The sequence below is a fragment of the uncultured Sphingomonas sp. genome (assembly GCF_964237155.1).
Classification (GTDB): Bacteria; Pseudomonadota; Alphaproteobacteria; order Sphingomonadales; family Sphingomonadaceae; genus Sphingomonas.
Genome location: NZ_CAXSHH010000002.1, coordinates 80,549 through 107,136 on the forward strand (window position 1 = coordinate 80,549; position 26,588 = coordinate 107,136).

Here is a 26,588-nt window from a genome sequence, read left to right on the forward strand (position 1 = left end):
AGCAGCTATAGTAACTAACGAACCGCCTTTCTCCCCGCCCGCACCGCGCTCTGCTTGCCGTAGCGGGTCTTGCGCGTCCCCGGCTTGCCCTCGTTCGAGCGGCCCATGATCGGCGCTTTTTGCTGTTCGGGCGGCAGGCCCAGCTCGTCATTCTCTAGCTGGCGGATCTCGTCGCGCAGGCGGCCGGCGGTCTCGAATTCCAGGTCGGACGCGGCCTTACGCATCTGTCTCTCCAAGTCTTCGATGTACGCGCGCAGATTGTGGCCGACCATGTGCGGGCGGTCCTCGTCGATCGGGATCGTGACCTGGTCCTTGCTCGCGACGTGCGCGATCACGTCGGCGATGTCGCGGCGGATGGTGGTCGGCGTGATCCCGTGTTCGAGGTTGTACGCTTCCTGCTTCTCGCGCCGTCGCCCGGTCTCGAGCATCGCGCGCTCCATCGATCCGGTGATGCGGTCGGCATAGAGGATCACGCGGCCGTCGACGTTGCGCGCCGCGCGACCGATCGTCTGGATCAGCGACGTCTCGGAGCGCAGGAACCCTTCCTTGTCGGCGTCGAGGATCGCGACCAGCCCGCATTCGGGGATGTCCAATCCCTCGCGCAGCAGGTTGATGCCGATCAGCACGTCGTAGACGCCCAGGCGCAGGTCCCGGATCAGCTCGATGCGCTCCAGCGTCTCGACGTCCGAATGCATGTAGCGGACCTTCAGCCCCGCCTCGTGCATGAACTCGGTCAGATCCTCCGCCATCCGCTTGGTCAGGGTGGTGACGAGCGTGCGGTAACCCTTTGCGGTGGTCGCCTTGCATTCCTGGATCAGGTCCTGGACCTGCTCCTCGACGGGCTTGATCTCGATGGGTGGATCGATGAGGCCAGTCGGGCGGATCACCTGCTCGGCGAAGACGCCGCCCGTCTGCTCCATCTCCCACGATCCCGGCGTCGCCGAGACATAGGTCGTCTGCGGGCGCATCGCTTCCCATTCGTTGAAGCGGAGAGGCCGGTTGTCGATCGCGGACGGCAGGCGAAAGCCGTATTCGGCGAGCGTCAGCTTGCGGCGGTGGTCGCCCCGCGACATGCCGTTGATCTGGCCAATCGTGACATGGCTCTCGTCGACGAACAGCATCGCGTTCTCGGGCAGGTACTCGAACAAAGTCGGCGGCGGTTCGCCGGGCAGGCGGCCGGTCAGGAAGCGGCTGTAATTCTCGATGCCGTTGCACGAACCCGTGGCGGCGATCATCTCCAGGTCGAAATTGGTGCGCTGCTCCAGCCGCTGGCGCTCCAGCAGCTTGCCCTCGATCTCCAGCTCCTTGAGCCGTTCGGTCAGCTCGTGGCGGATCGCCTCGGCGGCCTGCTTCATCGTCGGGCCGGGGGTGACGTAATGCGAGTTGGCATAGACGCGGACCGAGTTCAGCGTCGCGTTCTTCTTGCCGGTCAACGGATCGAACTCGACGATCTCCTCGATATCGTCGCCGAAGAAGGACACGCGCCACGCCGCGTCGTCATAATGCGACGGATAGATCTCCAGCGTGTCGCCCTTGACGCGGAAATTGCCGCGCTGGAACGCCGCGTCGTTACGCTTGTACTGGAGCGCGACGAGCTTGCGCACGATCTCGCGCTGGTCGACGCTCTGGCCCTTCTTCAGGTCGAAGATCATCGCCGAATAGGTCTCGACCGAGCCGATGCCGTATAGACACGACACCGACGCGACGATGATCACGTCGTCGCGCTCAAGGAGCGACCGGGTGGCGGAATGGCGCATCCGGTCGATGCCCTCGTTGATCGAGGACTCTTTTTCAATGAACGTGTCGGAGCGTGGAACGTACGCCTCGGGCTGATAATAATCGTAATAGCTGACGAAATACTCGACCGCGTTCTCCGGGAAGAACGACTTGAACTCGCCATAGAGCTGCGCCGCCAGGATCTTGTTGGGCGCGAGCACGAGCGCCGGGCGCTGCAACGCCTCGATCACCTTGGCGACGGTGAAGGTCTTGCCCGATCCCGTGACGCCGAGCAGCACCTGGTCCTTCTCGCCCGCGCGCGCGCTCTCGACCAGCTCGGCGATCGCGGTCGGCTGGTCGCCCGAGGGCGTGTATTCGGTGACGAGCTTGAAGGGCCGGCCCCCCTCGGCCTTTTCGGGGCGCGTAGGGCGGTGGGGGACGAAATCCCCGCCCGTTTCCGGCTCGGCGAGGCTGGTGCGGATCTGGATGGCCATGGGCGACGATATGGGGCCGCGTTCCCGTTTCGTCACGCTCGTTTCCTCATAGGGGTGACGCGCCCGAATGCGCGCGGTACGCTGCCAAAAAGGGGATCACGACATGCAGCTACGCCACCTCGTCCTCGCGGCCGCCGCCGTCGCCGCGCCCGTCGCCGCGCAGACCGATTATGCCGCCGCGGTGAAGGCCGATTACGACCGCGACCTGGGCGCGCTGTGGGACGATTTCCACCGCAATCCCGAGCTGTCGTTCAAGGAGGTCAGGACCGCCGCCCGCATGGCCGCCGAACTGCGCAAGGTGTCGGGCATGGTCGTCACCGAAAAGGTCGGCGGCACGGGCGTCGTCGGCGTGCTCAGGAACGGCGCGGGGCCGGTGGTGCTGGTCCGCGCCGACATGGACGGCCTGCCGGTCGAGGAGAAGTCAGGCCTCGCCAACGCGAGCCGGGCGCGGCAGGTCGGGGTGGACGGCGTCGAGGCTCCGGTGATGCACGCCTGCGGCCACGACACACACATCACCGCCATGGTCGGCACCGCTCGGCGGCTGGTGGCGCTGAAGGACCGCTGGAAGGGCACGGTCGTCTTCATCGTCCAGCCCGCCGAGGAACGCGTGGGCGGGGCCAAGGCGATGATCGCCGACGGGCTCTATACCCGCTTTCCCAAGCCCGACTACGCGGTCGCGTTCCATGTCGACGCGGACGGCGCGGCGGGCGTCGTGTCGGCGTCGGAGGGTATCCAATATTCCTCGTCCGACTCGGTCAACATCACCGTGCCCGGCGTCGGCGCGCACGGCGCCTCCCCGCATCAGGGCAAGGACCCGGTCTATATGGCGTCGCAGATCGTGATCGCGCTTCAGGGGCTGATCAGCCGCGAGCGCCAGCCGCTCGACCCGGGCGTGATCACGGTAGGATCGTTCCATGCCGGGCTGAAGCACAACATCATCTCCGACGAGGCAAAGCTGCAGGTCACGGTGCGCGCCAACAACGAGGCGGAACGCGCGCGGCTGATCGCGGGCATCAAGCGCGTCGCGGCGGGGGTGGGGACGCTGAATGGCATGCCCGCCGACAAGATGCCGCGCGTCGAGGTGCCCGAGGGCACGCCCGTCACCGCCAACGATCCCGCGCTCGCCCGCCGCCTGAACGCGGTGGTCGCGACCGCGCTGGGCGCCGAGCGGGTCAAGCCCTTCGTCCAGGAGGGCATGGGCGCGGAGGATTTCGCCTACCTTGTCGAGGCCAAGCACGGGATCAAAGGCTATTATTTCGGCGTGGGTGGCACGCCCCAGGCGGCGCTCGACGCGGCGAAGGCGGGCGGTCCGCCGGTCGGGTCGCACCATTCGCCCCAGTTCAAGATTTCGCCCGAACCCGCGATCGTGACGGGCACGATCGCGACGGTGGCGACGGTGCTCGACCTGCTGGGGCGGGGCGCGGTCGTGGCGGCGAACTGACATACCACCAGGAGAGGAACGGTCATGATCGGATATACGACGCTCGGCACCAACGACATCGACCGGGCGCTCGGCTTCTATGACGCGCTGTTCGCGGTCGTGGGCGCGGCGCGCATCATGCAGATGCCCGACGACCGCAAGCTGACGCTCTACGGCTCGGGCCCCAACCGGCCGATGCTGGGGGTCGGCAAGCCCTATGACGGTGGCCAGGCCAGCGTCGGCAACGGCGTCATGGTGGCGCTGGCGGCCGACAGCCGCGAGCAGGTGGACGCGCTCCACGCCAAGGCGATCGAGTTGGGCGGCTCCGACGAGGGCGCGCCCGGCGTCCGGCCGCCCGAGGAGTTCAACTTCTACGGCGCGTATTTCCGCGATCCCGACGGCAACAAGTTCTGCGCCTACAAGATGGGGTGAGCGGGTGTCCCTTTCCCACCGGGAGAGGGAGGGAGCGCCAAAGGCGCGGAAGGGTGAGGGTGGAGGCTGGTGCGCTCACCCTCACCCCGCGCCGCTTCGCGGCTTGCCCCTCTCCCGGTGGGAGAGGGGGTTTAGCGCATCGCCTCGACAGCTGGCGTACTTAGGCGGCGGAGCAGTTCGGCGCGCGGCACCGGTGCGACGGGCGCGCGCCGGCCCAGCGGCGGCACCGTGAACGGCCGTCCGATCGCGACCGGCGCGAAGCCGGTCTGCCCCGTCGCCCGCATCGCCTCCGCCAGCAACCGCGGCGGGGTGTCGTACGCCTCGTAGGACAGGCGGAACGTGCCCCAATGGATCGGGATCGCGGTGGTCGCGCCCGTCCGGCGGAACACCTCGACGGCGTCGACCGGGCCGATATGGCTGCCCGATCCCATCTGTCCGGGCGCGAAACGGAATGCGCCGATCGGCAGGAGCGCGAGGCGGATCGGCCCGTGGCTCGCCGCTTCGACGGGCCACTCCCCATCCCCGAACCCGGTATCGCCCGCGAAGAACAGATTGCCGCCCGGCAGCGTCACCACGAAGCTCGACCAGAGCGCGCGGTTGCGGTCGGTGAACCAGCGGCTGCCCCAATGGTGGTTGCGGGTGACGACGATTTTTACGGGATCGGGTGAGAAGCTGTTCGAACCGACCCCCGCCTGCCGGGCCACGACGATCACCTCTCCCCAATCCGCCGCTCGGGCTTCGATCCCCTTGGACCGCAAAATGGCATCGTTGCCCAAGCTGGTCACGATCATCGGACGATCACGCTTCCAAAGACGTTTCAGCGTCGTCAGGTCCATATGGTCGTAGTGATTGTGACTGAGCAGGATCACGTCGATCTTGGGCAGGTCGTCAAACGAAATTCCAGGTGCGGCGACCCGACGTGGCCCCAGTCCCAACGGGCCGGCCTTCGCACTCCAGATCGGATCGGTGAGGATGTTCAGCCCCGGCGTCTGCACCAGCACGGTCGCATGCCCGATCCAGGTTGCCACCATCGGTGTCCGGGCGATTTGATCGGGCGTGGCCGGCACATACACCGGCGGCGGCAGAAACGGCTGTAACAGCTGCTCCGGCTTGGCCGGCGCGACCGCGACCGACGCGGGCCAGGGCGGGCGTCCGTCGCTGCCGGTGAGGTACCGCCAGAAGAAGCTTCCGCGCCCGCCGGGACCGGGCGGGCGAGCGGTGTCCTCGTCGCCGTCGGGGTTGAAGAATCGCTCGCCGTCGAAATGGTCGGTAGCGGGTCCGCGGTGGTAGACGCGGTTCATGAAACGCGGGACGATCGTGACGAGCAGCGCCCCCGCCACGAATAACGCGAGCAGGGTCCAGCCGATGAACTTGAGGATGGCGAGCAAGGAGCGGCTCCGCAGGTGAGTGAGACTAACGCAGGTTGCAGCCGATCGGTCCGTCCCTCCTTTCCCGTCACCCCGGACTTGATCCGGGGTCCCGCTTCTATACGCCGGTGGGAGCGAGACCCCGGATCAAGTCCGGGGTGACGGTTACAGGGGGAAATTCGAATGCGCTTGTTGATCGCGGGTTTGTCGATGGCCGTCGCGCCCGCCGCCGCTCACGCCCGGGACGCCGTCGTCGAGGAACGCTCGATCGACCAGCTCCAGGCCGACATGACCGCGCGCCGCGCAACCTCGGTCGATCTAGTCCGCGCATACCTCAAGCGAATCGAGCAGCTCGACCGGCGCGGGCCGACGCTCCGCTCGATCATCGCGCTGAACCCGCAGGCGCTGGCCCAGGCCAAGGCGCTCGACGCGGAACGCCGGGCGGGGCGGGTGCGCGGACCGCTTCATGGCGTTCCCGTGCTGATCAAGGACAATATCGACACGTCGGAGATGCCGACCACCGCCGGCTCGCTCGCGCTCCGGGACAACCACACCCGCCGCGACGCGCCCGTGGTCGCGCGGTTGCGGGCGGCGGGGGCGGTGATCCTGGGCAAGACCAACCTGTCCGAATGGGCGAACATCCGCTCGAACAACTCGATGAGCGGATGGAGCGCGGTCGGCGGCCTCGTTCGCAACCCATACGCGCTCGACCGTACCGCTTGCGGCTCATCGTCCGGCTCCGGCGCGGCGGTGGCGGCGAGCCTCGCGGCGGCGGCGGTGGGGACGGAGACCGACGGCTCGGTCGTCTGCCCCGCGTCGATCAACGGGCTGGTCGGGTTCAAGCCGACGCTCGGCCTGGTCAGCCGCACGCACGTGGTCCCCATCAGCCACAGCCAGGACACGCCGGGCCCGATGACCAAGACCGTGCGCGACGCGGCTGCGATGCTGAACGCGATGGCGGCGAGCGACCCCGCCGACCCCGCCACCGCCGGGGCGGACGCGCGCCGCCGCGACTATGCCGCCGGGCTGTCGTCGAGCGCGCTGTCGGAGCTACGCGTCGCGGTGTACCGGCCCGAGAATATGGGCGCGGATCTGACCGCGCGCTTCGACGCGGCGCTGGGCGTGCTCCGCGCGGCGGGCGCAGTGCTCGTCGACGTGAAGCGCCCCAAACTGGACGGCTTGGGCGACGCCGAGCTGGCCGTGCTGCTGACCGAGTTCAAGGCCGACCTGAACGCCTATCTAGCCACCACCCCGCCGAGCGTCGGGACGCGCACGCTCGATCAGGTCATCGCCTTCAACAAGGCGAACGCCGCGGCCGAGATGCCGTTCTTCGGGCAGGAGCTGTTCGACCAAGCGGCGGCGACCAAGGGCCTGCGCGATCCCGCCTATCTCGCCGCGCGCGCCAAGTCGCTCCGGCTCGCGGGCGTGGAGGGGATCGACGCGATGCTGAAGACGGCGAACGCGACGATCCTCGTCCAGCCCAGCTACGGCGCGGCGTGGCTCACCGACACCGTGTACGGCGACCAGTATAACGGCCCGAGCGCGTCGGGTCTGGCGGCGGTCGCGGGCTATCCCAACCTGTCGGTGCCGATGGGGCTGGTGGACGGCCTGCCGGTGGGCTTGAGCTTCGTCGCGACCGCGCATGGCGATGGGGCCGTGCTCGGCGCGGGCTACGCCTACGAGCAGCGGTCGCGCGCCCGGACAGCCCCGCGCTATCTCGCGACCGCCGACGCCGGGCCGGGCCTGGAGGGCGCGCTATCTAAGTAAATCCGCGCGCACATGGATCGCCCGCAGGGAGACGCGCACCTCGATCATGAAGCTGGTAAGCGCGATGGTCAGCATCATCATCGCCAGGATGAACGTCACCGCCACCGCCGGCCCGACATGTAAGGAGGTGAGGCTACCGACGAACAGCAGCGCCACGACCAGGCACGTCGCCACCGCGCTCGCCACGGCCAGGAACAGCGCCAGGTTGATGATGGTGATCCGCCGGTCGAGCAGCCGAAGTTCCCATACATGCCGGTCATGCTCAAGCCCGGTCGAGCCGGGATAGAGCGTTTCAAGCGCGCGGGTGCGGTCGATGACGCGCGACAGCCGGCCCGCGAGCACGTTCAGCAGCGCGCAAATCCCCGCCAGCATGAATATCGGCGACAGCGACAGCTGGATCGACTGGGCGATCGAGGACACGGCGGGAAGGGTGGGGATCACGCGCGCCCTGTCGCCCAAGGAGCGGCAGCCCGCAAGGGGCCGACCGCGGACGCCAGCATGGGACGGTCGGCGATGGGGACGGTCGGCGATGGGGGCGGTCAGGCACGGCGATAGCGAAAGTACCATACCTCCCGGCCGTGGCGGCGGGCCTTGCGCTCGTAGCGCGTCTCCGGCCAGTCGTCGGGGCGGGTGAGGAAGTCGGCGGGCGTCCGCGCCGCCCACTCGAAGTCGCGTCGCGTCGTCATCACCGCCATCGCCCAGCGGCAATAGGTCGGGTCGTCGGTGCCCAGCCGGAACTCGGCCCCGGGCGTGAGCTTGGCGGCGATTAGGTCGAGCGGGCCATGATTGACCATGCGTCGTTTGGCATGCCGAGCCTTGGGCCAGGGATCGGGATGAAGCAGGTAGATGCGCGAAAGCGACGCGTCGGGTAGCCGGTCGAGCACGCCCAGCGCATCGCCCATATGCAGGCGCACGTTGGTCAACGCGCGATCGCGCACATGCCCCAGCGCGCCGACCACGCCGTTCAGGAACGGCTCGCAGCCGACGAAGCCCGTGTCCGGCGCAGCTTCCGCCTGCGCCGCCAGATGCTCGCCCGCGCCGAAGCCGATCTCCAGCTGAAGCGGGCGCCCATGACCTTTGGCGTCGCCGAACAGGGTGAACGCATCGAGCGGACCAGTTTCGGGGACGCTCAGTTCGGGCAGCAGCTCTTCGACGAGCGCGGCCTGGCCGACGCGGAGTTTATGCCCCTGGCTGCGGCCGTAAAGCCGACGGATGGTGGCGGGATCGTTCATGCTACCTTCGTCATGCCGGACTTGTTCCGGCATCCATCGTCGTGCGTGCACGGCGATCATGAGCTATTGCGCGACCATGGACCCCGGAACAAGTCCGGGGTGACGAGAATGGCGGGAGCGAGGGGCCAAGCTTAGGCCCCGAACAATTCCAGCTGCTTGACCTTGGGTGCGACGATCGGGCGCAGATCGGCGCGGTCGGTCAGCGCCACCGGCCGCCAATCCTCCGCGACCAGGAACGGTCGGACCTTGGCGATCGAAACGGTGAGCCGCGCCACATCGTCCAGCCTGAGCCGCCGCCAGCGCCTGGCGCGCACGATCGCATCCACCGCCTTGACGCCCAACCCCGGCACGCGGAGCAGGTCCTCGCGCGGCGCGCGGTTGATGTCGACGGGAAAGCGGTCTCGGAACTTCAACGCCCAGGCGAGCTTGGGATCGATGTCGAGCGGCAACATCCCCGTCGCGTCGTCGGCGGCCGCGACCACCTCGTCCGGGCGATAATCGTAGAAGCGCATCAGCCAATCGGATTGATACAGCCGGTGCTCGCGCATGAGCGGCGGGCGCGACAGCGGCAGCACCGCCGAGGCGTCGGGGATCGGGCTGAAGGCGGAGTAATAGACGCGGCGCAGGCCGAACCTGTCATACAGCGTCGACGCGCGCGTGACGATGTCGCCGTCGGTCGCCGCGTCCGCGCCGACGATCATCTGCGTCGACTGGCCCGCCGGCGCGAAGGTCGGCGCGGACTTGTATTTGGCCTTGGCGTCCTTACCGTCGGCGATCGCCGCCTTGGCGTCCGCCATCGCGTCCTCGATCCGCACCGCCGACTTTTCGGGCGCGAGGCGCTTCAGCCCGCCGACGGTCGGCAGCTCGACATTGATCGATACGCGGTCGGCATGGAGCCCCGCCTGATGGACGAGTTCGGGATCGGCGTCGGGGATCGTCTTGAGGTGGATGTAGCCGCGGAACTGGTGATCCTCGCGCAGCGACCGCGCGACCTCGACCATCTGCTCCATCGTGTAGTTCGAGGAACGGATAATGCCCGAGGAGAGGAACAGCCCTTCGATATAATTGCGCTTGTAGAACGATATGGTGAGGTCGACGACCTCCTTGGCCGTGAACCGCGCACGCCTGACGTTCGAGCTCTTACGGTTGATGCAATAATGGCAATCGAAGATGCAGCTGTTCGTCAGCAGGATTTTCAGGAGGCTGATGCACCGGCCGTCGGGCGCATAGGCATGGCAGATGCCCATCCCCTCGGTCGAGCCGAGCCCGACGCCGTCGCGCGAATTGCGCTTGGCGGTGCCCGACGAGGCGCAGGACGCATCGTACTTCGCGGCATCGGCCAGGATGCCGAGTTTCTCCTGAATGCCGATCTGCCCCACAGGTTCGATATATGTTCGCAACATCCGGCGGGCAAGGCGCGCGTTCCGTGCAACTTGTGGTAAGTACACGCAGATTCAGTGGCTTACCTTGCTCGTTCATTAACTCTCGTTTAGTTACTCATGTAGTTTCTAGACGATGGTTGCAGATACATGGTTTCCGATTCTCGACTGATGCGACTGGGTGAGCATCAGACGGTCATCCACGACATCCTCCGGCGCGACGAACAGGTTCTCCGCTCGCCCGAGCGTAACGCCGAGGCGCTCGCCCGGTCGCGTTGGGCGCTGGCGCGAGCGATCATCGCGTACCAGGCGTTCAAGCATCACGAGATCTTCGATCCGGTGATGCGGCGCGGTTCACCGGCCGATGCCGCCGCCGCGCGCCGCCTGAAGGCCGAATGCATCGCGAGCGGCGACGCGTTCCGCACCTATGTCGCCAAATGGAGCAAGGTCAGCATCCTCGACCATTGGACCGAATATCAGGCTGCGGCCCTCGCGCTGGTCGCCGCCGTCAGGTGCCATCTCGCCCGCGAGCGCGCCGCCACGACGGCGTTGTTGCGGGGCTGAACGACCGCGCTCAGGCTCCTGCGGCCTTGAGCGCCTGCTCGACCTGCGGCCACGCCACCGCCCCGGGGATCGGCGCGCCGTTCAGCAGGAAGGTCGGCGTGCCCGTGACCGCGCCGCTCGCCTGCGCGTCGCCCGACGCCTTGGTCAGCGCGTCCTGCGCGGCGGTATCGGCCAGGCAGGCGCGCGCCTTGGCTTCGGGGATGCCGCGCTGCTTGACGAAATCGACCAGCCCCATCGCATCGCCGAGCGCGGCGATCTGCCCGCGCGGCGGCAGCGCCTGGAGCCGCTGCTCGAGCGCGGCACCCCCCTGCTGCAGCCGGTCGAGCGTGGCGGGCTGGGCGGCGTACATCTGGTCGAGCAAAGGAAAGAAAGTCGCCGTCCCCCCGCACTGGCCGAGCAGCGCGGCCGCGAGATCGGGAGCGCCGTGCACCAGGAAGTCGCGGAACTCGAACGACACCTTGCCGCTCGCGACGTAGTTCTTCGCCAGCGGCTCGGCCGCCTCGCGCGAGAACGCGCCGCAGGTCGGGCAGGTGCGCGCGCCGTATTCGACCAGCTTTACCGGCGCGTCGGGGTTGCCCATGCGGTACCCGCCTTCGGGCGTCCGCGTCACCGTCTCCGTCCAGTTGCGCCCGGCCGGCGCGGGCGTGGCCGCCAGGGTCGTGGCGTTGCCGGTCGCTGCGGTCCCGCTCTCGCCCGAACAGGACGCGAGCGCGAGAAGGGGCAGGGCAAGGGCGAAACGGGTCATGAGAGGCTCCTGAAAATCATCGTATGTCGATTACCCGGCGGCGGCGCGCAGTAACGGCTCCAGCCGGATCCAATCGGACGCCGGGGCGAGGCGGCCTTGAAGGAAGAACGTCGGCGTACTCCGCACCTCCGGCGGCATCGCGCCGCTCGCCGCGATCACCCGGTCGATCGCGGCGCGGTCGGCGAAGCAGGCGGCGAGCCGCTGGACGGTGACCCCGTTCGCGCGCCCGATCGCCGACAGCCCCGACCCGTCGGAGAGCGCGCGTAGGCGAACGGCGAGCGGCTGGTCCGCCCCTGTCCGATCCAACGCGGCCCCGCGCGGCAGCCAGTCATCCTGTCCCGCGAAGATCGCGTCGCTGACCTTGGCGAAACCCGACGGCCCCGCGCAGCGCGCGACCACCACCGCCGACAGGTCCAGCGCGTCGCGGATGACATGCCTGAGCTCCAGGTTGGTCGAGCCCGACCGGATCATCACGTCCTTCAGCACCGGCTTCGACTCGACCGCGAAGTGCGCGCAATGCGAACAAGTGTAGCTGGCATATTCGACCAGCTTCGCGCGCGCGGCCGGATTGCCGACGAGATACGCCCCGCTCGGCAGCGGCCGCGCGGTCGCCGACCAGTCGATCGCCCTTTTCTGGGCGGGGGCGGCGCTCGACAAAAGGCACGACGTCGCGAAAGCGAGGAGCGGACGGAACATCTCAACTTATCCTGGGTAGCGAGCCCGACGCGGCGACGCCCGCGGCGAGCGATTCGAGCACCGCCTTCAGCTCCGGGTCGGCGATCGCCTTCAAGCCCGCGCCGAGCTCGGCGGGAACCGCGCGGATCGACGGAGGGGCCGTGCGGGCGGCGGGCTTGGCCACCTCGCCCTGGCGGATCGCCACCCGCGCGACCGCCGGATAGCCGAAGAAGCGGTTCACCCGTTCCGTGATCTCGGGCACGATATGCTGCATGATCACCGCATGCGCGCCACGCACGGTGAGCGTCAGCGTCCCGTCCCGCTTGGACCCGTGCGGGAAGCGGAGCGATTCGGGTTGGCTGACCCCGGCATACCGCTCGCCCACGATCTCGGGCCAGCGGCTAACGATCGACGATTGCACGAAGCCGAAGCGCCGGAATGCCGCGCCACCCACCTGTGGCAGCAACTCGGCCACCTGTCGCGACCGGTTCTGCCGCTCGGGCGGGGAGGGGGGAGGGGAGCGTTTGCTCATCGCGCTGTCCATGCCATAGCGCGCCCGTGGACGCCAAGCGCTCTTCGGTCGCACCCGCCCTCCTCGACTGGTACGACCGGCACCGCCGCGACCTGCCGTGGCGCGCCAAGCCAGGCGAGATGCCCGACCCGTACCGCGTGTGGGTGTCGGAAGTAATGCTTCAACAGACCACCGTCGCCACCGTCCGCCCGCGCTTCACCGCTTGGGTCGCGCGCTGGCCGGATGTCGGGGCGCTGGCGGCGGCGCAGGAGGCCGAGGTCATGGCCGCTTGGGCGGGGCTCGGCTATTATGCCCGCGCGCGCAACATGCACGCGGCGGCCAAGGCGGTGGCGGCGGCGGGCGGCTTCCCGCGAACGGAGGCGGAGTTGCGCATGCTGCCCGGGCTGGGCGCATACACGGCCGCCGCCGTCGCCGCGATCGCCTTCGATGAGCGGACGGTGGTCGTCGACGCCAACGTCGAGCGCGTGGTATCGCGCCTTCATGCGGTCGCCACGCCGCTTCCGCGGTCCCGCCCCGCGATCCGCATCGCCGCCGACATGCTTACGCCCGACATGCGCGCGGGCGATTTCGCGCAGGCGGTGATGGACCTCGGCGCGACCGTCTGCACTCCCAAGCGCCCGCGTTGCCTGCTTTGCCCGGTGCGCGGATGGTGCGACGCCTACGCCACCGGCGAACCCGGTCGGTATCCGGTCAAGCAGCCAAGGGCGGAGCGCCCGCGACGCCACGGCACGGCGTTCTGGCTGGAACATGGCGGCCGCGTCCTCCTCCACCGCCGTCCGCCGCGTGGGCTGCTCGGCGGGATGCTGGCGCTGCCTACCGGACCGTGGGCGCAAGAGCCGCCCGGCTTCGCGAACGCGCCCGGTGCGACCGGCTGGCGCATGCTGCCGAACACGGTCGAGCACGGGTTCACGCACTTCCGCCTGCGGCTGGCGCTTGCCGTCGGGTCGGGCGCGGGGCACGAGGAGGGCGAATGGTGGCCGATCGCGGCGCTGGACGGGGCGGGACTCCCCACCGTGTTCAGGCGTGCGGCCGAAGCGCTGAGGAGCGGGCGATGAAGCGGACGGCGACGATGATGATGGGGACGATGGCGGGGGCGGCGACCCTCATCGCGACCGGTGCCTGGGCGGGGCAGGCGCGGCGCGCGCCCGCGCCGCGGACGCAGACGCAGGCGCGCGCCGCGCCGCTGCCCGTCACCCAGGCGTTGTTCGACGGTTACGTCCGCGACCGCAAGATGCCGGGGATCGTCGCGGCGTTCGGCCGGGCGGGCCGGCCGACCATTTTCGTATCGGCGGGCCGTATCGCCGACGATTCGACGGTCGCGGCCGGGCCGGACACGCTGTGGCGTATCTATTCGATGACCAAGCCCGTCACTGCCATGGCCGCGATGATTCTGGTCGAAGAGGGCAAGCTCGGCCTCGACCAGCCCGTCTCCGACATTCTGCCCGCCTTTCGGAACATGCGCGTCCTCACCGATCCCGCGAACGGGCTCGCCAGCCGCCCCGCCGCGCGGCCGATCACGATCCGCCACCTGATGACGCACACCGCCGGCCTGGGCTACAACATCGTCACCAAGGGGCCGTTGCTGCGCGAGTACGAGCGGCTCGGCATCCTGCCCGGCGCGGCCAACGCGCTGATCGAGGAGCAGGCGCGCCGCGTCCGCCCGACCTCGCTCCAGGCGTTCGCGGGCCGCGTGGCGACGCTGCCGCTCATCGCCGATCCGGGCACGCGCTGGAGCTATTCGATCGGCCTCGACGTGCTGGGCGCGGTGATCGAGCGCGTGTCGGGGATGCCGTACGACCGCTTCCTGCAAGCGCGGTTGTTCACCCCGCTCCGCATGGATTCGACCTATTTCACCGTGCCGGCGGCCGAGGCCGGGCGCTTGGCGACCAACTACGCCTTCATCGGCGCGAACCCGCTTCAACCCGACGCGACCGGCACCACCCGCGTCGTCGCCGATCCCGCCCGGACGTCGGTCTATCTCCGGCCGCCGAGCTTTCCCTACGGCGGCGCGGGGCTCGTCTCGTCGGCGCGCGACTACGACCGGTTCCTCCACATGCTCCAGAACGGCGGCGCGCTGGACGGCGCGCGCGTGATGAGGGCGGAGACCGCGCGCCTCGCCATGTCGAACCTGCTGCCCGCGGGCGTGACCTTCCAGGGCGTCGGCGGTGGAGCCGGTGGCACGCAAGGCGCGGATACGCCGATGGGCTATGGCGCTGGCGGCTCGGTGTACCTCGCCGACAAGCCCGGCGGGCCGGGCAAGGGCACCTACGGCTGGGGCGGCGCGGCGGGGACGATCGCCTATGTCGATCCGGTGCGCCGGGTGCGGGGCACGGTGATGGTCAACTATTTCTCCTCCGAACGCTGGCCGTTGCGCCAGGAGATCCCCGCCGCGCTCGCGCGCGATCTGGAGTCGGTGCGCCCGTGACGTCGGAGGGCTCCGCCGCCGGCCGGGCGCCCCCCGGTTTCACCGGTGGCCGTCTCGATCGCGCGGATCGACTCCGGAACGATCCCGACGCGCTCGCCGCCGCGCTGTCCGACCGGGGCGCGCGCGTCCTCGTCCTGGGTCCCGGCTACGAGCCGCAGGTGACCGAAAAGGGCCGCCTCGCCTGGACAAGCCTTGCCGCCCCGGACCCCGGCGAGGACCCCACCACCGACCCGGCCGCCGACCTCGTGCTGCTCGGGCTGGAGGGCGATCACCCCCGCTTCGCCCGGATCACGAACGAACCCGGCGGTTCGCCCTTCCGCTCGCCGCGCCTGCTGGGCGCGCTCGGCGAAATGCCGCCCGGCGAGGCGGCGACCTACGCGCAGGCGCGCGCCGTGCTGGACTGGCACGCGCGCCACCGCTTCTGCGCCAACTGCGGCGCGCCCTCGGCCGTCGTCCGCGCGGGCTGGGTCCGCCGTTGCACGTCCTGCGCGGCCGAGCATTTCCCGCGCACCGACCCCGTCGTCATCATGATCGCCGAGCACGGGGGCCGCGCGCTGCTCGGTCGCCAGGCGTCCTGGCCGCCGGGCCGCTTCTCCGCGCTGGCGGGTTTCGTCGAGCCCGGCGAGTCGGTCGAGGAGGCGGTCGCGCGCGAAATCCACGAGGAGGCGGGCGTGCGCGTGGAGGACGTGCGCTACGTCGCCAGTCAGCCCTGGCCCTTCCCGTCGCAGCTCATGATCGCCTGCGTCGCGACCGCCGTCGACGACGCGCTGACGCTCGACAAGACGGAGATCGAAGAGGCGATCTGGGTCGATCGCGCCGCCGTCCGCGCGGTGCTGGCGGGCGGGGAGGGGCCGTTCCTCGCACCCCCGCCCTACGCCATCGCGCATACCCTGCTGAACCGGTGGGTCGAGGAGGCGTAAGGACGCTTCCACCAAGAAACGGCCGCCCCGGCGTAGACACCCGCGAAGCTTATTTCTTGTTCGATACAGTATTGCCGGCTGCTGAAAATACGTCTATGTTTCCTGCGGCGTCGAGGAGACTTCGATATGGCGAAGGTCATGACCTTTCTCACGGCTTTAGCCGCAACCGCCAGTGCGCCCGCAGGGGCGGCGACGATCGTTCAGAACTTCTTCGGACCGGGTTCCTACACCGTCGACAAGTTCGATCCCTCCCTGGGAACGCTCAACTCAATCACCGCCAACGTCACCGGCGGATCGGCGACTTATCTGGTCAAGTTGAACGGCCCGCTATTCGCGTCCACGACGTATGGCGCGACCGCATATTTCGGCATCTACCTCGGCCCCCTGACGATTGACGGCAATGTTCAGGGCGCCGGCACCGCGGTGTTCGACCTCGGCGCGACCGAGATCACGTTGCCGGTGGTGCCGTATACGGTGAATATCGGGGTGCCGACCGATCCCAACTCGTCCTTTTACAATGCGCTGATCGGCTCGGGCGGCACGTTTTCGTCGCTTGCGGTCGATCCGCCCTTCAACCTTGTTTTCGGCGATCTCGGCGGCCGCTTCGTCAACGACGTGTCGATCACCTCGAAAAGCGCCGCCTGGTCGCTTGAGTACGATTATACGCCGCTACGCCCCGTCGTCCCTGAACCGGCGACGTGGGCGATGATGATCGTCGGGTTCGGAGCGATCGGCGGCGCGATGCGGCGTCGCCCGGCCGTGGCGAGCATGCGCCCGGCCTGAACGATACCGTCCCGCCGGATCGAACACGCGGCCCGGCCTTCCGGGCACGTGCGTTCGTGAACGTCCGCGCTCACGCACCCCGCTCCCGCGCTCGCCGATACGTTCCCAGCATCCGCACCCATTTGGCGTGGAAACCCAGCTCCTCCAGCGCGCGGTCGAGCCCGGGCTCGCCGGGCCGCCCCTCGACGTCGGCGTAGAACTCGGTCGCCGCGAAGCTGCCGCCGCGCTGATAGCTTTCCAGCTTGAACATGTTGACGCCGTTGGTCGCGAACCCGCCCATCGCCTTATAGAGCGCGGCGGGGACGTTCCGGACCTCGAACACCAGCGTCGTCAACCACGGCCCCGCGCCGACCGGCGGGGCCGCCTCGCGCGCCAGGATCACGAAGCGCGTCGTGTTGTGCTCGGCGTCGGCGACGTCGGTCGCCAACAGGTCGAGCCCGTAGAGCGCGGCCGCGCCCGGCGGGGCGAGCGCGGCCAGCCCCGGTTCGCTCCGCTCCGCGACCAGCGCGGCCGCGCCCGCCGTGTCGGGGTAGGGGACGGGCTCGATCCCCCGGCCGCGCAGCCAGTGCCGACATTGGCCGAGCGCCTGGGGATGGCTGACCGCCTGCCGGACCACCTCGCCCGCGCGGCCCATCAGCGCGTAGCGGATGGGCAGGAAATGCTCGGCCACGATGCCCAGACCCGACTCGGGCAGCAGGAAATGGATGTCCGCCACGCGTCCGTGGAGCGAGTTCTCGATGGGGATCATCGCCGCGTCCGCCCGCCCGTCGCGCACCGCGTCGATCGCGTCGGCGAAGTCGAAACAGGGAAGCGGCGACCCGTCAGGATACGCCTGCGTTGCGGCCAGGTGGCTGTTCGCCCCCGGCGCGCCCTGGAACGCGATCGCGCGGGCGGGATCGGCGGCCGCGACCGCGACCATCCGGGCGACGAGCGGGCGGGCTGGGGCGGGAAATCGTTCCATCGGCGATGGCGGTTAGGCGGTGGGCAAGGGGCGGGCAAGCGCCCGCGCGCGACCCGGGGCTCTTGATCGATGTTGCAACCGGGCCACGCACGGCTTGCGGGCGCGGGCACTATTTTCTAGGTAGGCCGGTAAAGTAACCTCCAAAGGCGTACGTCGACCACATGGATATCAAGACCAATACGATCGCCGGCTGGGCGTTGGCGGCGTGCGGCGCGGCGCTCGGCCTCGCGATCGTCGGCAGCATGGTGTTCACCGGCGAGCGCCCCGAAAAGATGGGCTACGTGATCGAGGGCGTCGCCGCCGAGGGCGGTGCGGAGGGCGCGGCCGCGCAGGTGCCGATCGCGACGTTGCTGGCGTCGGCCGACCCCGCCAAGGGCGCGGACGTGTTCAAGAAATGCGCGGCCTGTCACACGATCAACCAGGGCGGCGCGAACGGCATTGGCCCGAACCTATATGGCGTGGTCGGCGAGGGGATGGCGGCCGGGCGCGGGGGGTACGGCTTCTCCGACGCGTTGAAGGGCGTCGGCGGCAATTGGGATTTCGAGAAGATGAATGCGTGGCTGCTGTCCCCCCGCAAGTTCGCGCCCGGCACCAAGATGACTTTCGCGGGGCTCGGCAACGGCCAGGATCGCGCCAACGTCATCGCCTATCTGAACAGCCAGGGATCGAACCTGCCGCTTCCCGCCGCCCCGCCCCCGGGCGCCGCCGCGACCGAGACGGGTGCGACCGAACCCAAGGCCGTCGAGGCGATCGCCAACGCCCAGGCAAACCCGACAGCCGACATCGCCAACACCGCATCGCCCTCCACCGGCGCGCCGTCGATTGACCCGGCGGCCGCCGAAAAGGGCGCGAAGGTCGGGAATTGATCCCCGAGCAGCCGGCTTAGTAATCCCCCCCCTTCTCCGCCCGCTCGCGGTAGAAACGCTGCACCGTCGCCCAGCCCTCAGCGGCGGTGTCGACGTAGGTAAAGATGCCCAGGTCGCGCTCCGACACCACGCCCTCGTCGACCAGCGCCTGGAAATCGACTACCCGGTCCCAGAACTCTCGGCCGTATAGCAGCACGGGGATCGGCGCGATCTTGCCCGTCTGGATCAGCGTCAGCAGCTCGAACAGCTCGTCGAACGTCCCGAACCCGCCGGGAAACACCGCCAGCGCGCGCGCCTTGAGCAGGAAGTGCATCTTCCGGAGCGCGAAATAGTGGAACTGCGTCGAGAGGCTCGGCGTGACGTACGGGTTGGGTGCCTGCTCATGCGGGAGCACGATGTTGAGCCCGATCGAATCGGCATGGACGTCCGCCGCCCCCCGGTTCGCCGCCTCCATGATCGACGGCCCCCCTCCCGAGCACACCACGAAATGCCGCTGGCCGTGTCCGTCGCGCGGGAAGTTGCTGACCAGCCCCGCCAATTCGCGCGCGACGTCGTACCAGTGCGCCTTGGCGACCAGGCTCTCGGCGATCCGCTTCGACTTCTCGTCGCTCGCCATCGCCAGCAGCGCCTGCGCCTTGGCCGGCTCGGGAATGCGCGCGGAGCCGTAGAAGACGAAGGTCGACCCGATATGCGCCTCCTCCATGATGAGCGAGGTCTTCAAGAGCTCCAGCTGGAACCGCACGGGCCGCAGATCCTCGCGCAACAGGAAGTCCATGTCCTGGAACGCCAAGCTATAGGCGGGATCGTCGGTCTGCGGCGTCGACAGGCCGGTCGCGGCGCTCTCGGCCTCCTGGCGCGCGGGCGCGAAGACGCGGTCGGGTACCGGGCCGGAAACTGGGGTGTCGGTCATCGGCGGCGCGTTAGCGGCAGAAGCGCGCGGCGTCATCCTCCAGATGCAGATGGTCGCGGTGCGCGGCGTTGTAGTCGGGGCTCAGCACCGTGCCGAACCGCCGGCACGCCGACCGCCGGATCGTGCGGAGGAACCCGCGCACCGCCGGGTCCTCCGACGCCCAGTCGTCCGCGATCGATACCCGCCGTCCGTCGCGCAGCGTGAACGCGGCGACATCGACCGCGTTGGCGGTCGCATGTCCCGACCGTCGGTCATCCCGGCCCGCGCCGACGACGTTCCGGCAGGCGTAGGTGCCCATGCCCGCGACCCGCGTCAGTTCGGACCCCAGCCCCTGGTACGCCGCCGGCGCGACCGCGTTTCGGACCCATCCCGCGAACGCCCGCGCGTTGCCGCACCGCATCGCGGTGATCCCCGTCACCGGCACGCCGATGTCGAGCAGCTGCACCGTCCCGTACAGCCCGCACCCCGCGCCCGTCGGCTTGTCGGGCAGCACGCGGAACGCGACCCCCTCGGCGCGCAGGTCGGCGTGGCACTGCGCGATCTCCCGCGCGGGCGGACGCTCGACATCGGCCCGGGGAGGGGCGGGCCGCTCCGAACGCCCGCACGCTGCGAGGAGGAAGGTGAGCGCGACCACGCCCCACTCCCTCGTCATGCCGGACTCGTTCCGGCATCCATCGCTGTACGCACTCCCCACCGTCTGGTTGTTGCCCAACCATGGACCCCGGAACAAGTCCGGGGTGACGGGGAAAAGGGGGATCAACCTTGCCCCCGCACCCATCCACCGCTACCGGCCGGGACGGGCCACGCGGTCCCAACGCCGCGCGCGCTCTCTGTGAGGAGAGACCATGACGAATACCCCGACCCGCCCGGGCTTGAAGCCCGCGCGTCCATTCTTTTCTTCCGGCCCGTGCGTCAAGCCGCCCGGCTGGTCCCCCGGCGAACTCGCCGTCGCCAGCCTCGGCCGGTCGCACCGCTCCAAGCTCGGCAAGCAACGCCTGAAACTCTGCATCGACCTGATGCGCGAGGCGCTCCAGCTTCCCGATACGCACCGCATCGGCATCGTCCCCGCCTCCGACACCGGCGCGTACGAGATGGCGATGTGGACGATGCTGGGCGCTCGCCCGGTGACCGCGCTCGCCTGGGAGAGCTTCGGCGAGGGCTGGGTTACCGACGCGGTCAAGCAACTCAAGATCGACCCCGTGGTCATGCGTGCCGACTACGGCTCGCTCCCCGACCTGCACGCGGTCGATTGGACCCACGACGTGCTGTTCACCTGGAACGGCACCACCTCGGGCGTCCGCGTGCCGAACGGCGACTGGATCGCCCCCGACCGCGAGGGGTTGAGCGTCGCCGACGCCACCAGCGCGGTCTTCGCCTACGATCTGCCCTGGGACCGGATCGACGTCGCCACCTTCTCCTGGCAGAAGGTGCTCGGCGGCGAGGGCGCGCACGGCGTCCTGATCCTCGGCCCGCGCGCGGTCGAACGGCTGGAGACGTACACCCCGCCCTGGCCGCTCCCCAAGGTCTTCCGCCTCGCCTCCAAGGGCAAGCTGGCCGAGGGCGTGTTCGCGGGCGAGACGATCAACACCCCCTCGATGCTCGCCGTCGAGGACGCGATCTGGTCGCTCGAATGGGCCAAGTCGCTTGGGCGGGGCGGGCTGATCGCCAGGTCGGACGCCAACGCCGCCGCGCTGGACCGCATCGTCGATGCGCGCGATTGGCTCGGCCACCTCGCGCCCGACCCGGCCACCCGCTCGCGCACGAGCGTCTGCCTGACCGTCGCGGGCGCGGACGAGCCGCTGATCAAACGCATGGCCGCGCTGCTCGAGGCGGAGGACGCCGCCTACGACATCGCCGGCTACCGCGACGCTCCGCCGGGCCTGCGCGTCTGGTGCGGCGCGACCGTCGACACCGCCGACATCGAAGCGCTCGGCCCCTGGCTCGACTGGGCCTACGCGAGCGCGAAGGCCGCCTGATCTACCCCTCTCCCGCTTTCGCGGGAGAGGGTGGCCGAGCGAAGCGAGGTCGGGTGAGGGCAGGTTGCCCAAAGCACTGCCCTCACCCTGGCGCGTACCGCGCCTGTCCCTCTCCCGCGAAAGCGGGAGAGGGTTTCGAAAGGAACAGAAATGCCCAAAGTCCTCATCTCCGACAAGATGGACCCCCGCGCCGCCGCGATCTTCCGCGAACGTGGGCTGGAGGTCGACGAGATCACCGGCAAGACCCCCGACGAACTGAAAGCCATCATCGGCGACTATGACGGCCTCGCCATCCGCTCCTCGACCAAGGTCACCCGCGACATCCTCGACCACGCGACCAACCTGAAGGTCGTCGGGCGCGCGGGCATCGGCGTCGACAATGTCGACATCCCGGCGGCGTCGGCGAAGGGCGTGGTCGTAATGAACACCCCCTTCGGCAACTCGATCACCACCGCCGAACACGCGATCGCGCTCATGTTCGCGCTCGCCCGCCAGCTGCCCGAGGCGGACCTGTCCACGCAAGCGGGCAAGTGGGAGAAGAACCGCTTCATGGGCGTCGAGCTCACCTCGAAGACGCTCGGGCTGATCGGCGCGGGCAATATCGGGTCGATCGTCGCCGACCGCGCGCGCGGCCTGAAGATGAAGGTCATCGCCTTCGACCCGTTCCTCACCCCCGAGCGCGCGGTCGAGATGGGCGTGGAGAAGGTCCCGCTCGACGAGCTCCTCGCCCGCGCCGACTTCATCACGCTCCACACGCCCCTCACCGACCAGACGCGCGGCATCCTGTCCGCCGACGCGCTCGCCCGCACGAAGAAGGGCGTCCGCATCATCAACTGCGCGCGCGGCGGGCTGATCGACGAGGCGGCGCTCAAGGCGGGACTGGACAGCGGCCACATCGCGGGCGCGGCGCTGGACGTGTTCCAGACGGAGCCCGCGACCGACTCGCCGCTCTTCGGCACCCCCGGCTTCGTCTCCACCCCGCATCTTGGGGCGTCGACGACCGAGGCGCAGGTCAACGTCGCGATCCAGGTGGCCGAGCAGCTCGCCGACTATCTCCTGACCGGCGGCGTCGCCAACGCGCTCAACATGCCGAGCCTGTCGGCGGAGGAAGCGCCCAAGCTCCGTCCCTACATGGCGCTCGCCGAAAAGCTCGGCTCGCTCGTCGGCCAGCTCGCCCACGGCGCGATCCGCTCCGTCTCGGTCGAGGCGGAGGGCGCGGCCGCCGAATTGAACCTGAAACCCATCACGTCGGCCGTGCTGTCGGGCTTCATGCGGGTCCATTCGGACATCGTGAACATGGTTAACGCGCCATTCCTGGCCCGCGAACGCGGCCTGGAAGTGCGCGAAGTGCGCCATGAGCGCGAGGGCGACTATCACACCCTCGTCCGCGTCACCGTCGGCACGGCGGACGGCGAACGCTCGGTCGCGGGCACGCTGTTCGGCGACTCCAAACCGCGCCTCGTCGAACTATTCGGCATCAAGGTCGAGGCCGATCTCGCGGGCCCCATGCTCTACGTCGTCAACGAGGACCGCCCCGGCTTCATCGGCCGCCTGGGCACGCTGCTGGGCGAGGCCGGCGTCAATATTGGCACCTTCCATCTCGGCCGCCGCGACACCGGCGGCGAGGCGATCGTGCTGTTGTCGCTGGACGGACCCGTCACCCCCGACCTCCTTGCCCGCGTCAAGGCGCTGGGCGGCGTAAGGACTGCGATGGGCTTGACCTTCTGACGCGAAAAGCGAGGACGGAGACGACAAGATCTCCCTCTCCCCTCCGGGGAGAGGGCCGGGGAGAGGGGCTGTTCAGTGGACGAAGATAGCGAGAAGAAACGCCTAAGAAACGCCAAGGCCATGCGGAGCAACCCGACTCCGGCCGAGGCGCGGCTCTGGTACAAGCTGAGAGCGAAACGCCTGAACGGCGTCAAGTTCACCCGCCAGGACGTGATCGGCAACTACATCGTCGACTTCGTAGCTCGCGAGCGCAGGCTGATCATCGAAGTCGACGGCGACACGCACGCGGCCAGCGCGGAGTACGACGCCAAGCGAACGGCATGGCTGAAGGGCGAAGGCTACCAAGTCATCCGCTTCGCCAACGCCGACGTGATTGGAAACGAAGAAGGGGTGCTCACCCTCATAACGGTGGCTTTATCGAACAGCCCCTCTCCCCGACCCTCTCCCCAAAGGGGAGAGGGAGAAGAAGAATGACCGCTCTCCTCCCCGAAGGCTTCCGCGACCGCCTGCCCCCCCACGCCGACGCCGCCGCGGCCGTGGAAGCGCGCGTGCTCGAGGTCGCCCGCCTCCACGGGTACGAACGCGTCGACCCCCCGCTCGCCGAGTTCGCCGAGGCGCTGGGCACCCGCCTCAAGGCCGGCGCGCTCCGTGACGCTGTCCGCTTCGTCGATCCCGTGTCGCAAGCGACGCTCGCCATCCGCCCCGACCTTACCGCGCAGGTCGCCCGCATCGCAGCCACGCGCATGGCGCATCATCCGCGCCCCGTCCGCCTGTCCTACGCCGGTCCCGTCCTCCGCCTTCGCGCGCCCGAGCTCAGCCCCGCGCGCGAACGGCGGCAGATCGGCGCGGAGCTGATCGGCCTCGACACCGTCGCCGCCGCGCGCGAGCTGGTCGGCGTCGCCGCCGAGGCGCTGGCCGCGACCGGCGCGACCGGCCTCTCGATCGACTTCACCCTCCCCGACCTGGTCGAGACGCTCGCGCGCGGAGCCATGCCGGTCGATCCGGCCCAGGTCGCCCCCCTACGCGACCGCCTCGACGCCAAGGACGCCGGCGGCGTGGCGGCGATCGCCCCCGCCTACCTTCCGCTGATCGAGGCGGCCGGCCCGTTCGATGCGGCGGTCGCGCGCCTTCGCGCCTTCGACCGCACCGGCGCGCTCGCGACCCGCCTGGACGGCCTCCAGGCGATCGCGGACGGGGTCGCAGGGCTCGCCCAGCTCACGCTCGACCCGACCGAGCGCCACGGCTTCGAATACCAATCCTGGCTCGGCTTCTCGCTCTTCGTCGCGGGCGCCCCCGCCGAGGTCGGCCGCGGCGGCACCTACACGGTCGTCCACGAGGACGGCGCGGAGGAACCCGCCACCGGCTTCTCCCTCTACGCCGACGCGCTCATCGCCTCCGCCCCGGAACGCCGCCGCCTCTTCCTCCCGCTCGGCACGTCGCCCGAGCAGGGCAGGGCGCTCCGCGCGGAGGGCTGGGTCACGGTCGCCGCGTTGGAGGGGGACACGCCCGAGGCGCAGCTCGCGACGCATGTTTGGCGAAACGGAGCGGCGGAGGCGGTAGGGTAGTCGGCGCTGCTGTCCCCCTCGCCGTCACCCCGGGCTTGACCCGGGGTCCCGCTTCTTCTCTCCTGTGTCGATGAGCATGAGACGCGGCGGCTGGGTATACATCATGACCGACCGCTACCGCGGCACGGTCTATATCGGCGTCACCGCCTACCTACCCGCCCGCATTCACCAACACCGCAGCGGCGAGGGCTCCGACTTCTGCGCCCGCTACGGCCTCACCCGCCTTGTCTGGGCGGAACGCGGCGACGACATCGCCGAGTGCATCTCGCACGAGAAACGCCTCAAGAAATGGCGACGCGATTGGAAGTTCGAACTGATCGAGCGCGGCAACCCGGACTGGCGCGACCTGTTCGACGAGTTGGCGTGACGACCATCGGTCAGGAAGGCAGCGGGACCCCGGATCAAGTCCGGGGTGACGGGTGGGGGTGGAACCCGCCGTTAGGACAATGCTGATGCCGAACGTCGGCTTTGCGAACTGGGGCGAGGCCGATAAGATATTCGGATGCCGTCCATGTCGTTCCAAAGGTCGCTGGTCATTTCAGGGGCGGCGTTATTCCTGCTGGGCCTGCTTCAGGGTGCGGTCGTTCAGTCATTCACCAACCCCAGAATGGCGTTGTCGGCGCATCTGACCGCCGTTCAGAGCGGCACGGTACTGATGGTCGTGGGGGTGGTCTGGTCTGTAGTTTCATTGAATGCCGTCTTCTCGAAGATCGCTCGATGGTCGATCATGGTCGGGATGTACGGTCTTTGGATCGGGTTGACGTTGTCGGCCACGACAGGTGCAAGCGCATCGCTGCCCATCGCCGGCGCGGGCCACGATGCCGACCGGCTGACCGAAATGGGGGTGTCGATAATGGTTCTCGGTTCCAGCGCACTGATGACGATCGGCTGGTTCTTCTTCCTGGCGGGACTCATCCGGTCGAAAGGTGACTGAAAGTCCGGACCGACGAGAATAGTGCTTTCCTACACGATCGACTTCTGATCCAAGCTCGACGGTGCCGGACCGAACCGCCTCGACCACCTTACGCGCGATCAATACGCGCGCCGCTTCCCCTGCTAAGCGCCTCCCCGACGGAGGTCGGTACCAAGCCGCGATGGCCCGTTTGGGGAAGGGCGGGTCCCACATCTTCCGTCATGCCGGACTTGTTCCGGCATCCATCGTTGGGCGAACTCGGCGGCGTGGTTGCGCGCACGACCATGGACCCTGGAACAAGTCCGGGGTGACGAAGTGGGATCATGCGTCACGCACCGTCCGTCGCTCGATACAGTCACCTCACCACGCAATTAGGCCAACTAGCGTCACCTTCGTCACCTTCATCCCGCACTCCCCAGCCGCGCTTGGCATGAACTTTAGTGAACTTCCCGCCACCCGCACGCGTCCAAACCCGTGGACCCTCCGGCCGTCCCGCCCTAACGCCCACCCGAACGGCTTGGGAGTAAACAGTGGCCAACGTAGCGGTGATCGGCGCGCAGTGGGGCGACGAGGGCAAGGGCAAGATCGTCGACTGGCTTGCCGAGCGCGCCGACATGGTGGTGCGCTTCCAGGGCGGGCATAACGCCGGCCACACGCTCGTCGTCGGCGACAAAACCTACAAGCTGTCGCTGCTCCCCTCGGGCGTCGTGCGCGGCACGCCGTCGGTGATCGGCGGCGGGGTCGTGCTCGACCCCTGGGCGCTCCAGGCCGAGATCGATCGGCTCGCGGGGCAGGGGATCGCGGTCACCCCCGATACGCTCCGCGTCGCCGACACCTGCCCGCTGATCCTGCCCTTCCACCGCGATCTCGACGCCCTGCGCGAGGACGCCAGCGGCGCGGGCAAGATCGGCACCACCAGACGCGGCATCGGCCCGGCCTACGAGGACAAGGTCGGCAGGCGGGCGATCCGCGTCTGCGACCTGGCGCATCTGGACGACCTCCAGCCGCAGCTCGACCGCCTGTTCGCGCACCACGACGCGCTCCGCGCCGGCTTCGGCGTGCCCCCCGTCGATCGCACTCAGCTCCTAACCGACCTGCGCGGGATCGCCGATTTCGTCCTCGCCTTCGCCAAGCCCGTCTGGCGTGACTTGAACGAAGCGCGCGCGCGCGGCCGCCGCATCCTGTTCGAGGGCGCGCAGGGCGTGCTGCTCGATATCG

At 69.2% G+C, this 26,588-nt stretch carries 27 protein-coding genes; 16 read left to right on the top strand and 11 right to left on the bottom strand.

The features are described 5' to 3' along the window. Positions 1–14 precede the first annotated feature (14 nt). Entirely contained in the window at positions 15–2,210 is a 2,196-nt protein-coding gene (gene uvrB / locus ACFE71_RS01025; RefSeq protein WP_375426956.1) for an excinuclease ABC subunit UvrB, read from the bottom strand. 103 nt (positions 2,211–2,313) lie between these two features. Here uvrB and ACFE71_RS01030 point away from each other — a divergent pair, with 103 nt between their 5' ends. Further along, on the top strand, positions 2,314–3,651 hold the full coding sequence (locus tag ACFE71_RS01030) for an amidohydrolase (protein ID WP_375426957.1): 1,338 nt from the start codon (positions 2,314–2,316) through the stop codon (positions 3,649–3,651). A gap of 24 nt (positions 3,652–3,675) precedes the next feature. Next, positions 3,676–4,062: a VOC family protein gene (locus ACFE71_RS01035; protein ID WP_375426958.1), complete on the top strand. Its 387-nt coding sequence runs from the start codon at positions 3,676–3,678 to the stop codon at positions 4,060–4,062. A 131-nt stretch (positions 4,063–4,193) separates the two neighbouring features. Here ACFE71_RS01035 and ACFE71_RS01040 read toward each other — a convergent pair whose 3' ends face one another. Then, the gene (locus tag ACFE71_RS01040) at positions 4,194–5,441 is read right to left on the bottom strand and encodes an MBL fold metallo-hydrolase (protein WP_375426984.1); all 1,248 of its coding nucleotides are present in this window, start codon (positions 5,439–5,441) and stop codon (positions 4,194–4,196) included. A gap of 171 nt (positions 5,442–5,612) precedes the next feature. Here ACFE71_RS01040 and ACFE71_RS01045 point away from each other — a divergent pair, with 171 nt between their 5' ends. Next, positions 5,613–7,196 carry an amidase gene (locus tag ACFE71_RS01045; RefSeq protein WP_375426959.1) on the top strand — a complete coding sequence of 528 codons (1,584 nt, stop codon included), beginning with the start codon at positions 5,613–5,615 and terminating at the stop codon, positions 7,194–7,196. Here ACFE71_RS01045 and ACFE71_RS01050 read toward each other — a convergent pair. The 3 genes from ACFE71_RS01050 to ACFE71_RS01060 all read right to left on the bottom strand — a co-directional run bounded on the left by ACFE71_RS01050 (position 7,185) and on the right by ACFE71_RS01060 (position 9,831). Next, complete coding sequence (locus tag ACFE71_RS01050) at positions 7,185–7,634, bottom strand: DUF2721 domain-containing protein (RefSeq protein ID WP_375426985.1); 450 nt, start codon at positions 7,632–7,634, stop codon at positions 7,185–7,187. The two genes, ACFE71_RS01045 and ACFE71_RS01050, sit on opposite strands and share 12 nt — an antisense overlap. Positions 7,635–7,735: 101 nt before the next feature. Beyond that, positions 7,736–8,428, bottom strand: coding sequence for a tRNA (guanine(46)-N(7))-methyltransferase TrmB (locus ACFE71_RS01055; protein ID WP_375426960.1), 693 nt, complete (start codon positions 8,426–8,428; stop codon positions 7,736–7,738). 131 nt (positions 8,429–8,559) lie between these two features. Beyond that, positions 8,560–9,831: a putative DNA modification/repair radical SAM protein gene (locus ACFE71_RS01060; RefSeq protein WP_375426961.1), complete on the bottom strand. Its 1,272-nt coding sequence runs from the start codon at positions 9,829–9,831 to the stop codon at positions 8,560–8,562. 147 nt (positions 9,832–9,978) lie between these two features. Here ACFE71_RS01060 and ACFE71_RS01065 point away from each other — a divergent pair, with 147 nt between their 5' ends. Next, entirely contained in the window at positions 9,979–10,371 is a 393-nt protein-coding gene (locus ACFE71_RS01065; RefSeq protein WP_375426962.1) for a hypothetical protein, read from the top strand. Positions 10,372–10,381: 10 nt separating this feature from the next. Here the strand turns inward: ACFE71_RS01065 and ACFE71_RS01070 are convergent, their stop codons facing one another. Genes ACFE71_RS01070 through ACFE71_RS01080 form a run of 3 tightly spaced genes read right to left on the bottom strand, consistent with a single transcriptional unit; the run spans position 10,382 to position 12,335 of the window. Beyond that, on the bottom strand, positions 10,382–11,116 hold the full coding sequence (locus ACFE71_RS01070; protein WP_375426963.1) for a DsbA family protein: 735 nt from the start codon (positions 11,114–11,116) through the stop codon (positions 10,382–10,384). A 30-nt stretch (positions 11,117–11,146) separates the two neighbouring features. After that, positions 11,147–11,812, bottom strand: a complete 666-nt coding sequence (locus ACFE71_RS01075; RefSeq protein ID WP_375426964.1) for a DsbA family protein — start codon at positions 11,810–11,812, stop codon at positions 11,147–11,149. A 1-nt stretch (position 11,813) separates the two neighbouring features. Beyond that, the gene (locus ACFE71_RS01080) at positions 11,814–12,335 is read right to left on the bottom strand and encodes a DUF721 domain-containing protein (RefSeq protein WP_375426965.1); all 522 of its coding nucleotides are present in this window, start codon (positions 12,333–12,335) and stop codon (positions 11,814–11,816) included. 14 nt (positions 12,336–12,349) lie between these two features. On the opposite strand from ACFE71_RS01080, the gene ACFE71_RS01085 reads away from it, so the two are divergent. The 4 genes from ACFE71_RS01085 to ACFE71_RS01100 all read left to right on the top strand — a co-directional run bounded on the left by ACFE71_RS01085 (position 12,350) and on the right by ACFE71_RS01100 (position 16,451). Further along, positions 12,350–13,378 carry an A/G-specific adenine glycosylase gene (locus ACFE71_RS01085; RefSeq protein ID WP_375426966.1) on the top strand — a complete coding sequence of 343 codons (1,029 nt, stop codon included), beginning with the start codon at positions 12,350–12,352 and terminating at the stop codon, positions 13,376–13,378. After that, positions 13,375–14,748 (top strand): serine hydrolase domain-containing protein, encoded by a 1,374-nt coding sequence (locus tag ACFE71_RS01090; RefSeq protein ID WP_375426967.1) that lies wholly within the window; start codon positions 13,375–13,377, stop codon positions 14,746–14,748. The genes ACFE71_RS01085 and ACFE71_RS01090 overlap by 4 nt, the downstream gene beginning before the upstream one ends. Further along, positions 14,745–15,668: an NAD(+) diphosphatase gene (gene nudC, locus ACFE71_RS01095; RefSeq protein WP_375426968.1), complete on the top strand. Its 924-nt coding sequence runs from the start codon at positions 14,745–14,747 to the stop codon at positions 15,666–15,668. The genes ACFE71_RS01090 and nudC overlap by 4 nt, the downstream gene beginning before the upstream one ends. Positions 15,669–15,806: 138 nt before the next feature. After that, positions 15,807–16,451 carry a PEPxxWA-CTERM sorting domain-containing protein gene (locus tag ACFE71_RS01100; protein ID WP_375426969.1) on the top strand — a complete coding sequence of 215 codons (645 nt, stop codon included), beginning with the start codon at positions 15,807–15,809 and terminating at the stop codon, positions 16,449–16,451. A 70-nt stretch (positions 16,452–16,521) separates the two neighbouring features. On the opposite strand, the gene ACFE71_RS01105 is transcribed toward ACFE71_RS01100, so the two are convergent. Continuing rightward, the gene (locus tag ACFE71_RS01105; protein WP_375426970.1) at positions 16,522–17,412 is read right to left on the bottom strand and encodes a prephenate dehydratase; all 891 of its coding nucleotides are present in this window, start codon (positions 17,410–17,412) and stop codon (positions 16,522–16,524) included. Positions 17,413–17,573: 161 nt separating this feature from the next. Between ACFE71_RS01105 and ACFE71_RS01110 the strand changes: the two genes are divergently transcribed. Further along, on the top strand, positions 17,574–18,278 hold the full coding sequence (locus ACFE71_RS01110) for a c-type cytochrome (protein ID WP_375426971.1): 705 nt from the start codon (positions 17,574–17,576) through the stop codon (positions 18,276–18,278). Positions 18,279–18,294: 16 nt separating this feature from the next. Here the strand turns inward: ACFE71_RS01110 and ACFE71_RS01115 are convergent, their stop codons facing one another. Together ACFE71_RS01115 and ACFE71_RS01120 are read right to left on the bottom strand one after the other, a co-directional pair. After that, entirely contained in the window at positions 18,295–19,188 is an 894-nt protein-coding gene (locus ACFE71_RS01115; RefSeq protein ID WP_375426972.1) for an LOG family protein, read from the bottom strand. Positions 19,189–19,198: 10 nt separating this feature from the next. After that, on the bottom strand, positions 19,199–19,840 hold the full coding sequence (locus ACFE71_RS01120; RefSeq protein WP_375426973.1) for an extensin family protein: 642 nt from the start codon (positions 19,838–19,840) through the stop codon (positions 19,199–19,201). A gap of 193 nt (positions 19,841–20,033) precedes the next feature. Here ACFE71_RS01120 and ACFE71_RS01125 point away from each other — a divergent pair, with 193 nt between their 5' ends. The 7 genes from ACFE71_RS01125 to ACFE71_RS01155 form a co-directional block, all read left to right on the top strand. After that, complete coding sequence (locus ACFE71_RS01125) at positions 20,034–21,164, top strand: phosphoserine transaminase (protein ID WP_375426974.1); 1,131 nt, start codon at positions 20,034–20,036, stop codon at positions 21,162–21,164. Between the two features lie 150 nt (positions 21,165–21,314). Further along, positions 21,315–22,892 (top strand): phosphoglycerate dehydrogenase, encoded by a 1,578-nt coding sequence (gene serA / locus ACFE71_RS01130; RefSeq protein WP_375426975.1) that lies wholly within the window; start codon positions 21,315–21,317, stop codon positions 22,890–22,892. Positions 22,893–22,967: 75 nt separating this feature from the next. Next, positions 22,968–23,366: an endonuclease domain-containing protein gene (locus tag ACFE71_RS01135; RefSeq protein WP_375426976.1), complete on the top strand. Its 399-nt coding sequence runs from the start codon at positions 22,968–22,970 to the stop codon at positions 23,364–23,366. After that, positions 23,363–24,457, top strand: a complete 1,095-nt coding sequence (locus ACFE71_RS01140; protein WP_375426977.1) for an ATP phosphoribosyltransferase regulatory subunit — start codon at positions 23,363–23,365, stop codon at positions 24,455–24,457. Before ACFE71_RS01135 ends, ACFE71_RS01140 begins: the two co-directional genes overlap by 4 nt. A 70-nt stretch (positions 24,458–24,527) precedes the next feature. Further along, positions 24,528–24,824 carry a GIY-YIG nuclease family protein gene (locus ACFE71_RS01145; RefSeq protein WP_375426978.1) on the top strand — a complete coding sequence of 99 codons (297 nt, stop codon included), beginning with the start codon at positions 24,528–24,530 and terminating at the stop codon, positions 24,822–24,824. Positions 24,825–24,959: 135 nt separating this feature from the next. Then, on the top strand, positions 24,960–25,391 hold the full coding sequence (locus ACFE71_RS01150) for a hypothetical protein (RefSeq protein ID WP_375426979.1): 432 nt from the start codon (positions 24,960–24,962) through the stop codon (positions 25,389–25,391). Between the two features lie 509 nt (positions 25,392–25,900). Next, positions 25,901–26,588 (top strand): adenylosuccinate synthetase (locus ACFE71_RS01155; RefSeq protein ID WP_375426980.1); only part of this gene is annotated, 688 nt, incomplete at its 3' end.

What these genes read in the sequence shown, in the direction of transcription:
- ACFE71_RS01080 (WP_375426965.1), bottom strand. Translation starts at nt 12,335, where the DNA reads ATGGACAGCGCGATGAGCAAACGCTCCCCTCCCCCCTCCCCGCCCGAG.
- ACFE71_RS01045 (WP_375426959.1), top strand. Translation starts at nt 5,613, where the DNA reads ATGCGCTTGTTGATCGCGGGTTTGTCGATGGCCGTCGCGCCCGCCGCC.
- serA (WP_375426975.1), top strand. Translation starts at nt 21,315, where the DNA reads ATGCCCAAAGTCCTCATCTCCGACAAGATGGACCCCCGCGCCGCCGCG.
- ACFE71_RS01115 (WP_375426972.1), bottom strand. Translation starts at nt 19,188, where the DNA reads ATGACCGACACCCCAGTTTCCGGCCCGGTACCCGACCGCGTCTTCGCG.
- ACFE71_RS01075 (WP_375426964.1), bottom strand. Translation starts at nt 11,812, where the DNA reads ATGTTCCGTCCGCTCCTCGCTTTCGCGACGTCGTGCCTTTTGTCGAGC.
- ACFE71_RS01100 (WP_375426969.1), top strand. Translation starts at nt 15,807, where the DNA reads ATGACCTTTCTCACGGCTTTAGCCGCAACCGCCAGTGCGCCCGCAGGG.
- ACFE71_RS01125 (WP_375426974.1), top strand. Translation starts at nt 20,034, where the DNA reads ATGACGAATACCCCGACCCGCCCGGGCTTGAAGCCCGCGCGTCCATTC.
- uvrB (WP_375426956.1), bottom strand. Translation starts at nt 2,210, where the DNA reads ATGGCCATCCAGATCCGCACCAGCCTCGCCGAGCCGGAAACGGGCGGG.
- ACFE71_RS01065 (WP_375426962.1), top strand. Translation starts at nt 9,979, where the DNA reads ATGCGACTGGGTGAGCATCAGACGGTCATCCACGACATCCTCCGGCGC.
- ACFE71_RS01105 (WP_375426970.1), bottom strand. Translation starts at nt 17,412, where the DNA reads ATGGAACGATTTCCCGCCCCAGCCCGCCCGCTCGTCGCCCGGATGGTC.
- ACFE71_RS01090 (WP_375426967.1), top strand. Translation starts at nt 13,375, where the DNA reads ATGAAGCGGACGGCGACGATGATGATGGGGACGATGGCGGGGGCGGCG.
- ACFE71_RS01145 (WP_375426978.1), top strand. Translation starts at nt 24,528, where the DNA reads ATGAGCATGAGACGCGGCGGCTGGGTATACATCATGACCGACCGCTAC.
- ACFE71_RS01035 (WP_375426958.1), top strand. Translation starts at nt 3,676, where the DNA reads ATGATCGGATATACGACGCTCGGCACCAACGACATCGACCGGGCGCTC.
- ACFE71_RS01030 (WP_375426957.1), top strand. Translation starts at nt 2,314, where the DNA reads ATGCAGCTACGCCACCTCGTCCTCGCGGCCGCCGCCGTCGCCGCGCCC.
- ACFE71_RS01140 (WP_375426977.1), top strand. Translation starts at nt 23,363, where the DNA reads ATGACCGCTCTCCTCCCCGAAGGCTTCCGCGACCGCCTGCCCCCCCAC.
- ACFE71_RS01150 (WP_375426979.1), top strand. Translation starts at nt 24,960, where the DNA reads ATGCCGTCCATGTCGTTCCAAAGGTCGCTGGTCATTTCAGGGGCGGCG.
- ACFE71_RS01120 (WP_375426973.1), bottom strand. Translation starts at nt 19,840, where the DNA reads ATGACGAGGGAGTGGGGCGTGGTCGCGCTCACCTTCCTCCTCGCAGCG.
- ACFE71_RS01070 (WP_375426963.1), bottom strand. Translation starts at nt 11,116, where the DNA reads ATGACCCGTTTCGCCCTTGCCCTGCCCCTTCTCGCGCTCGCGTCCTGT.
- ACFE71_RS01110 (WP_375426971.1), top strand. Translation starts at nt 17,574, where the DNA reads ATGGATATCAAGACCAATACGATCGCCGGCTGGGCGTTGGCGGCGTGC.
- ACFE71_RS01055 (WP_375426960.1), bottom strand. Translation starts at nt 8,428, where the DNA reads ATGAACGATCCCGCCACCATCCGTCGGCTTTACGGCCGCAGCCAGGGG.
- ACFE71_RS01060 (WP_375426961.1), bottom strand. Translation starts at nt 9,831, where the DNA reads ATGTTGCGAACATATATCGAACCTGTGGGGCAGATCGGCATTCAGGAG.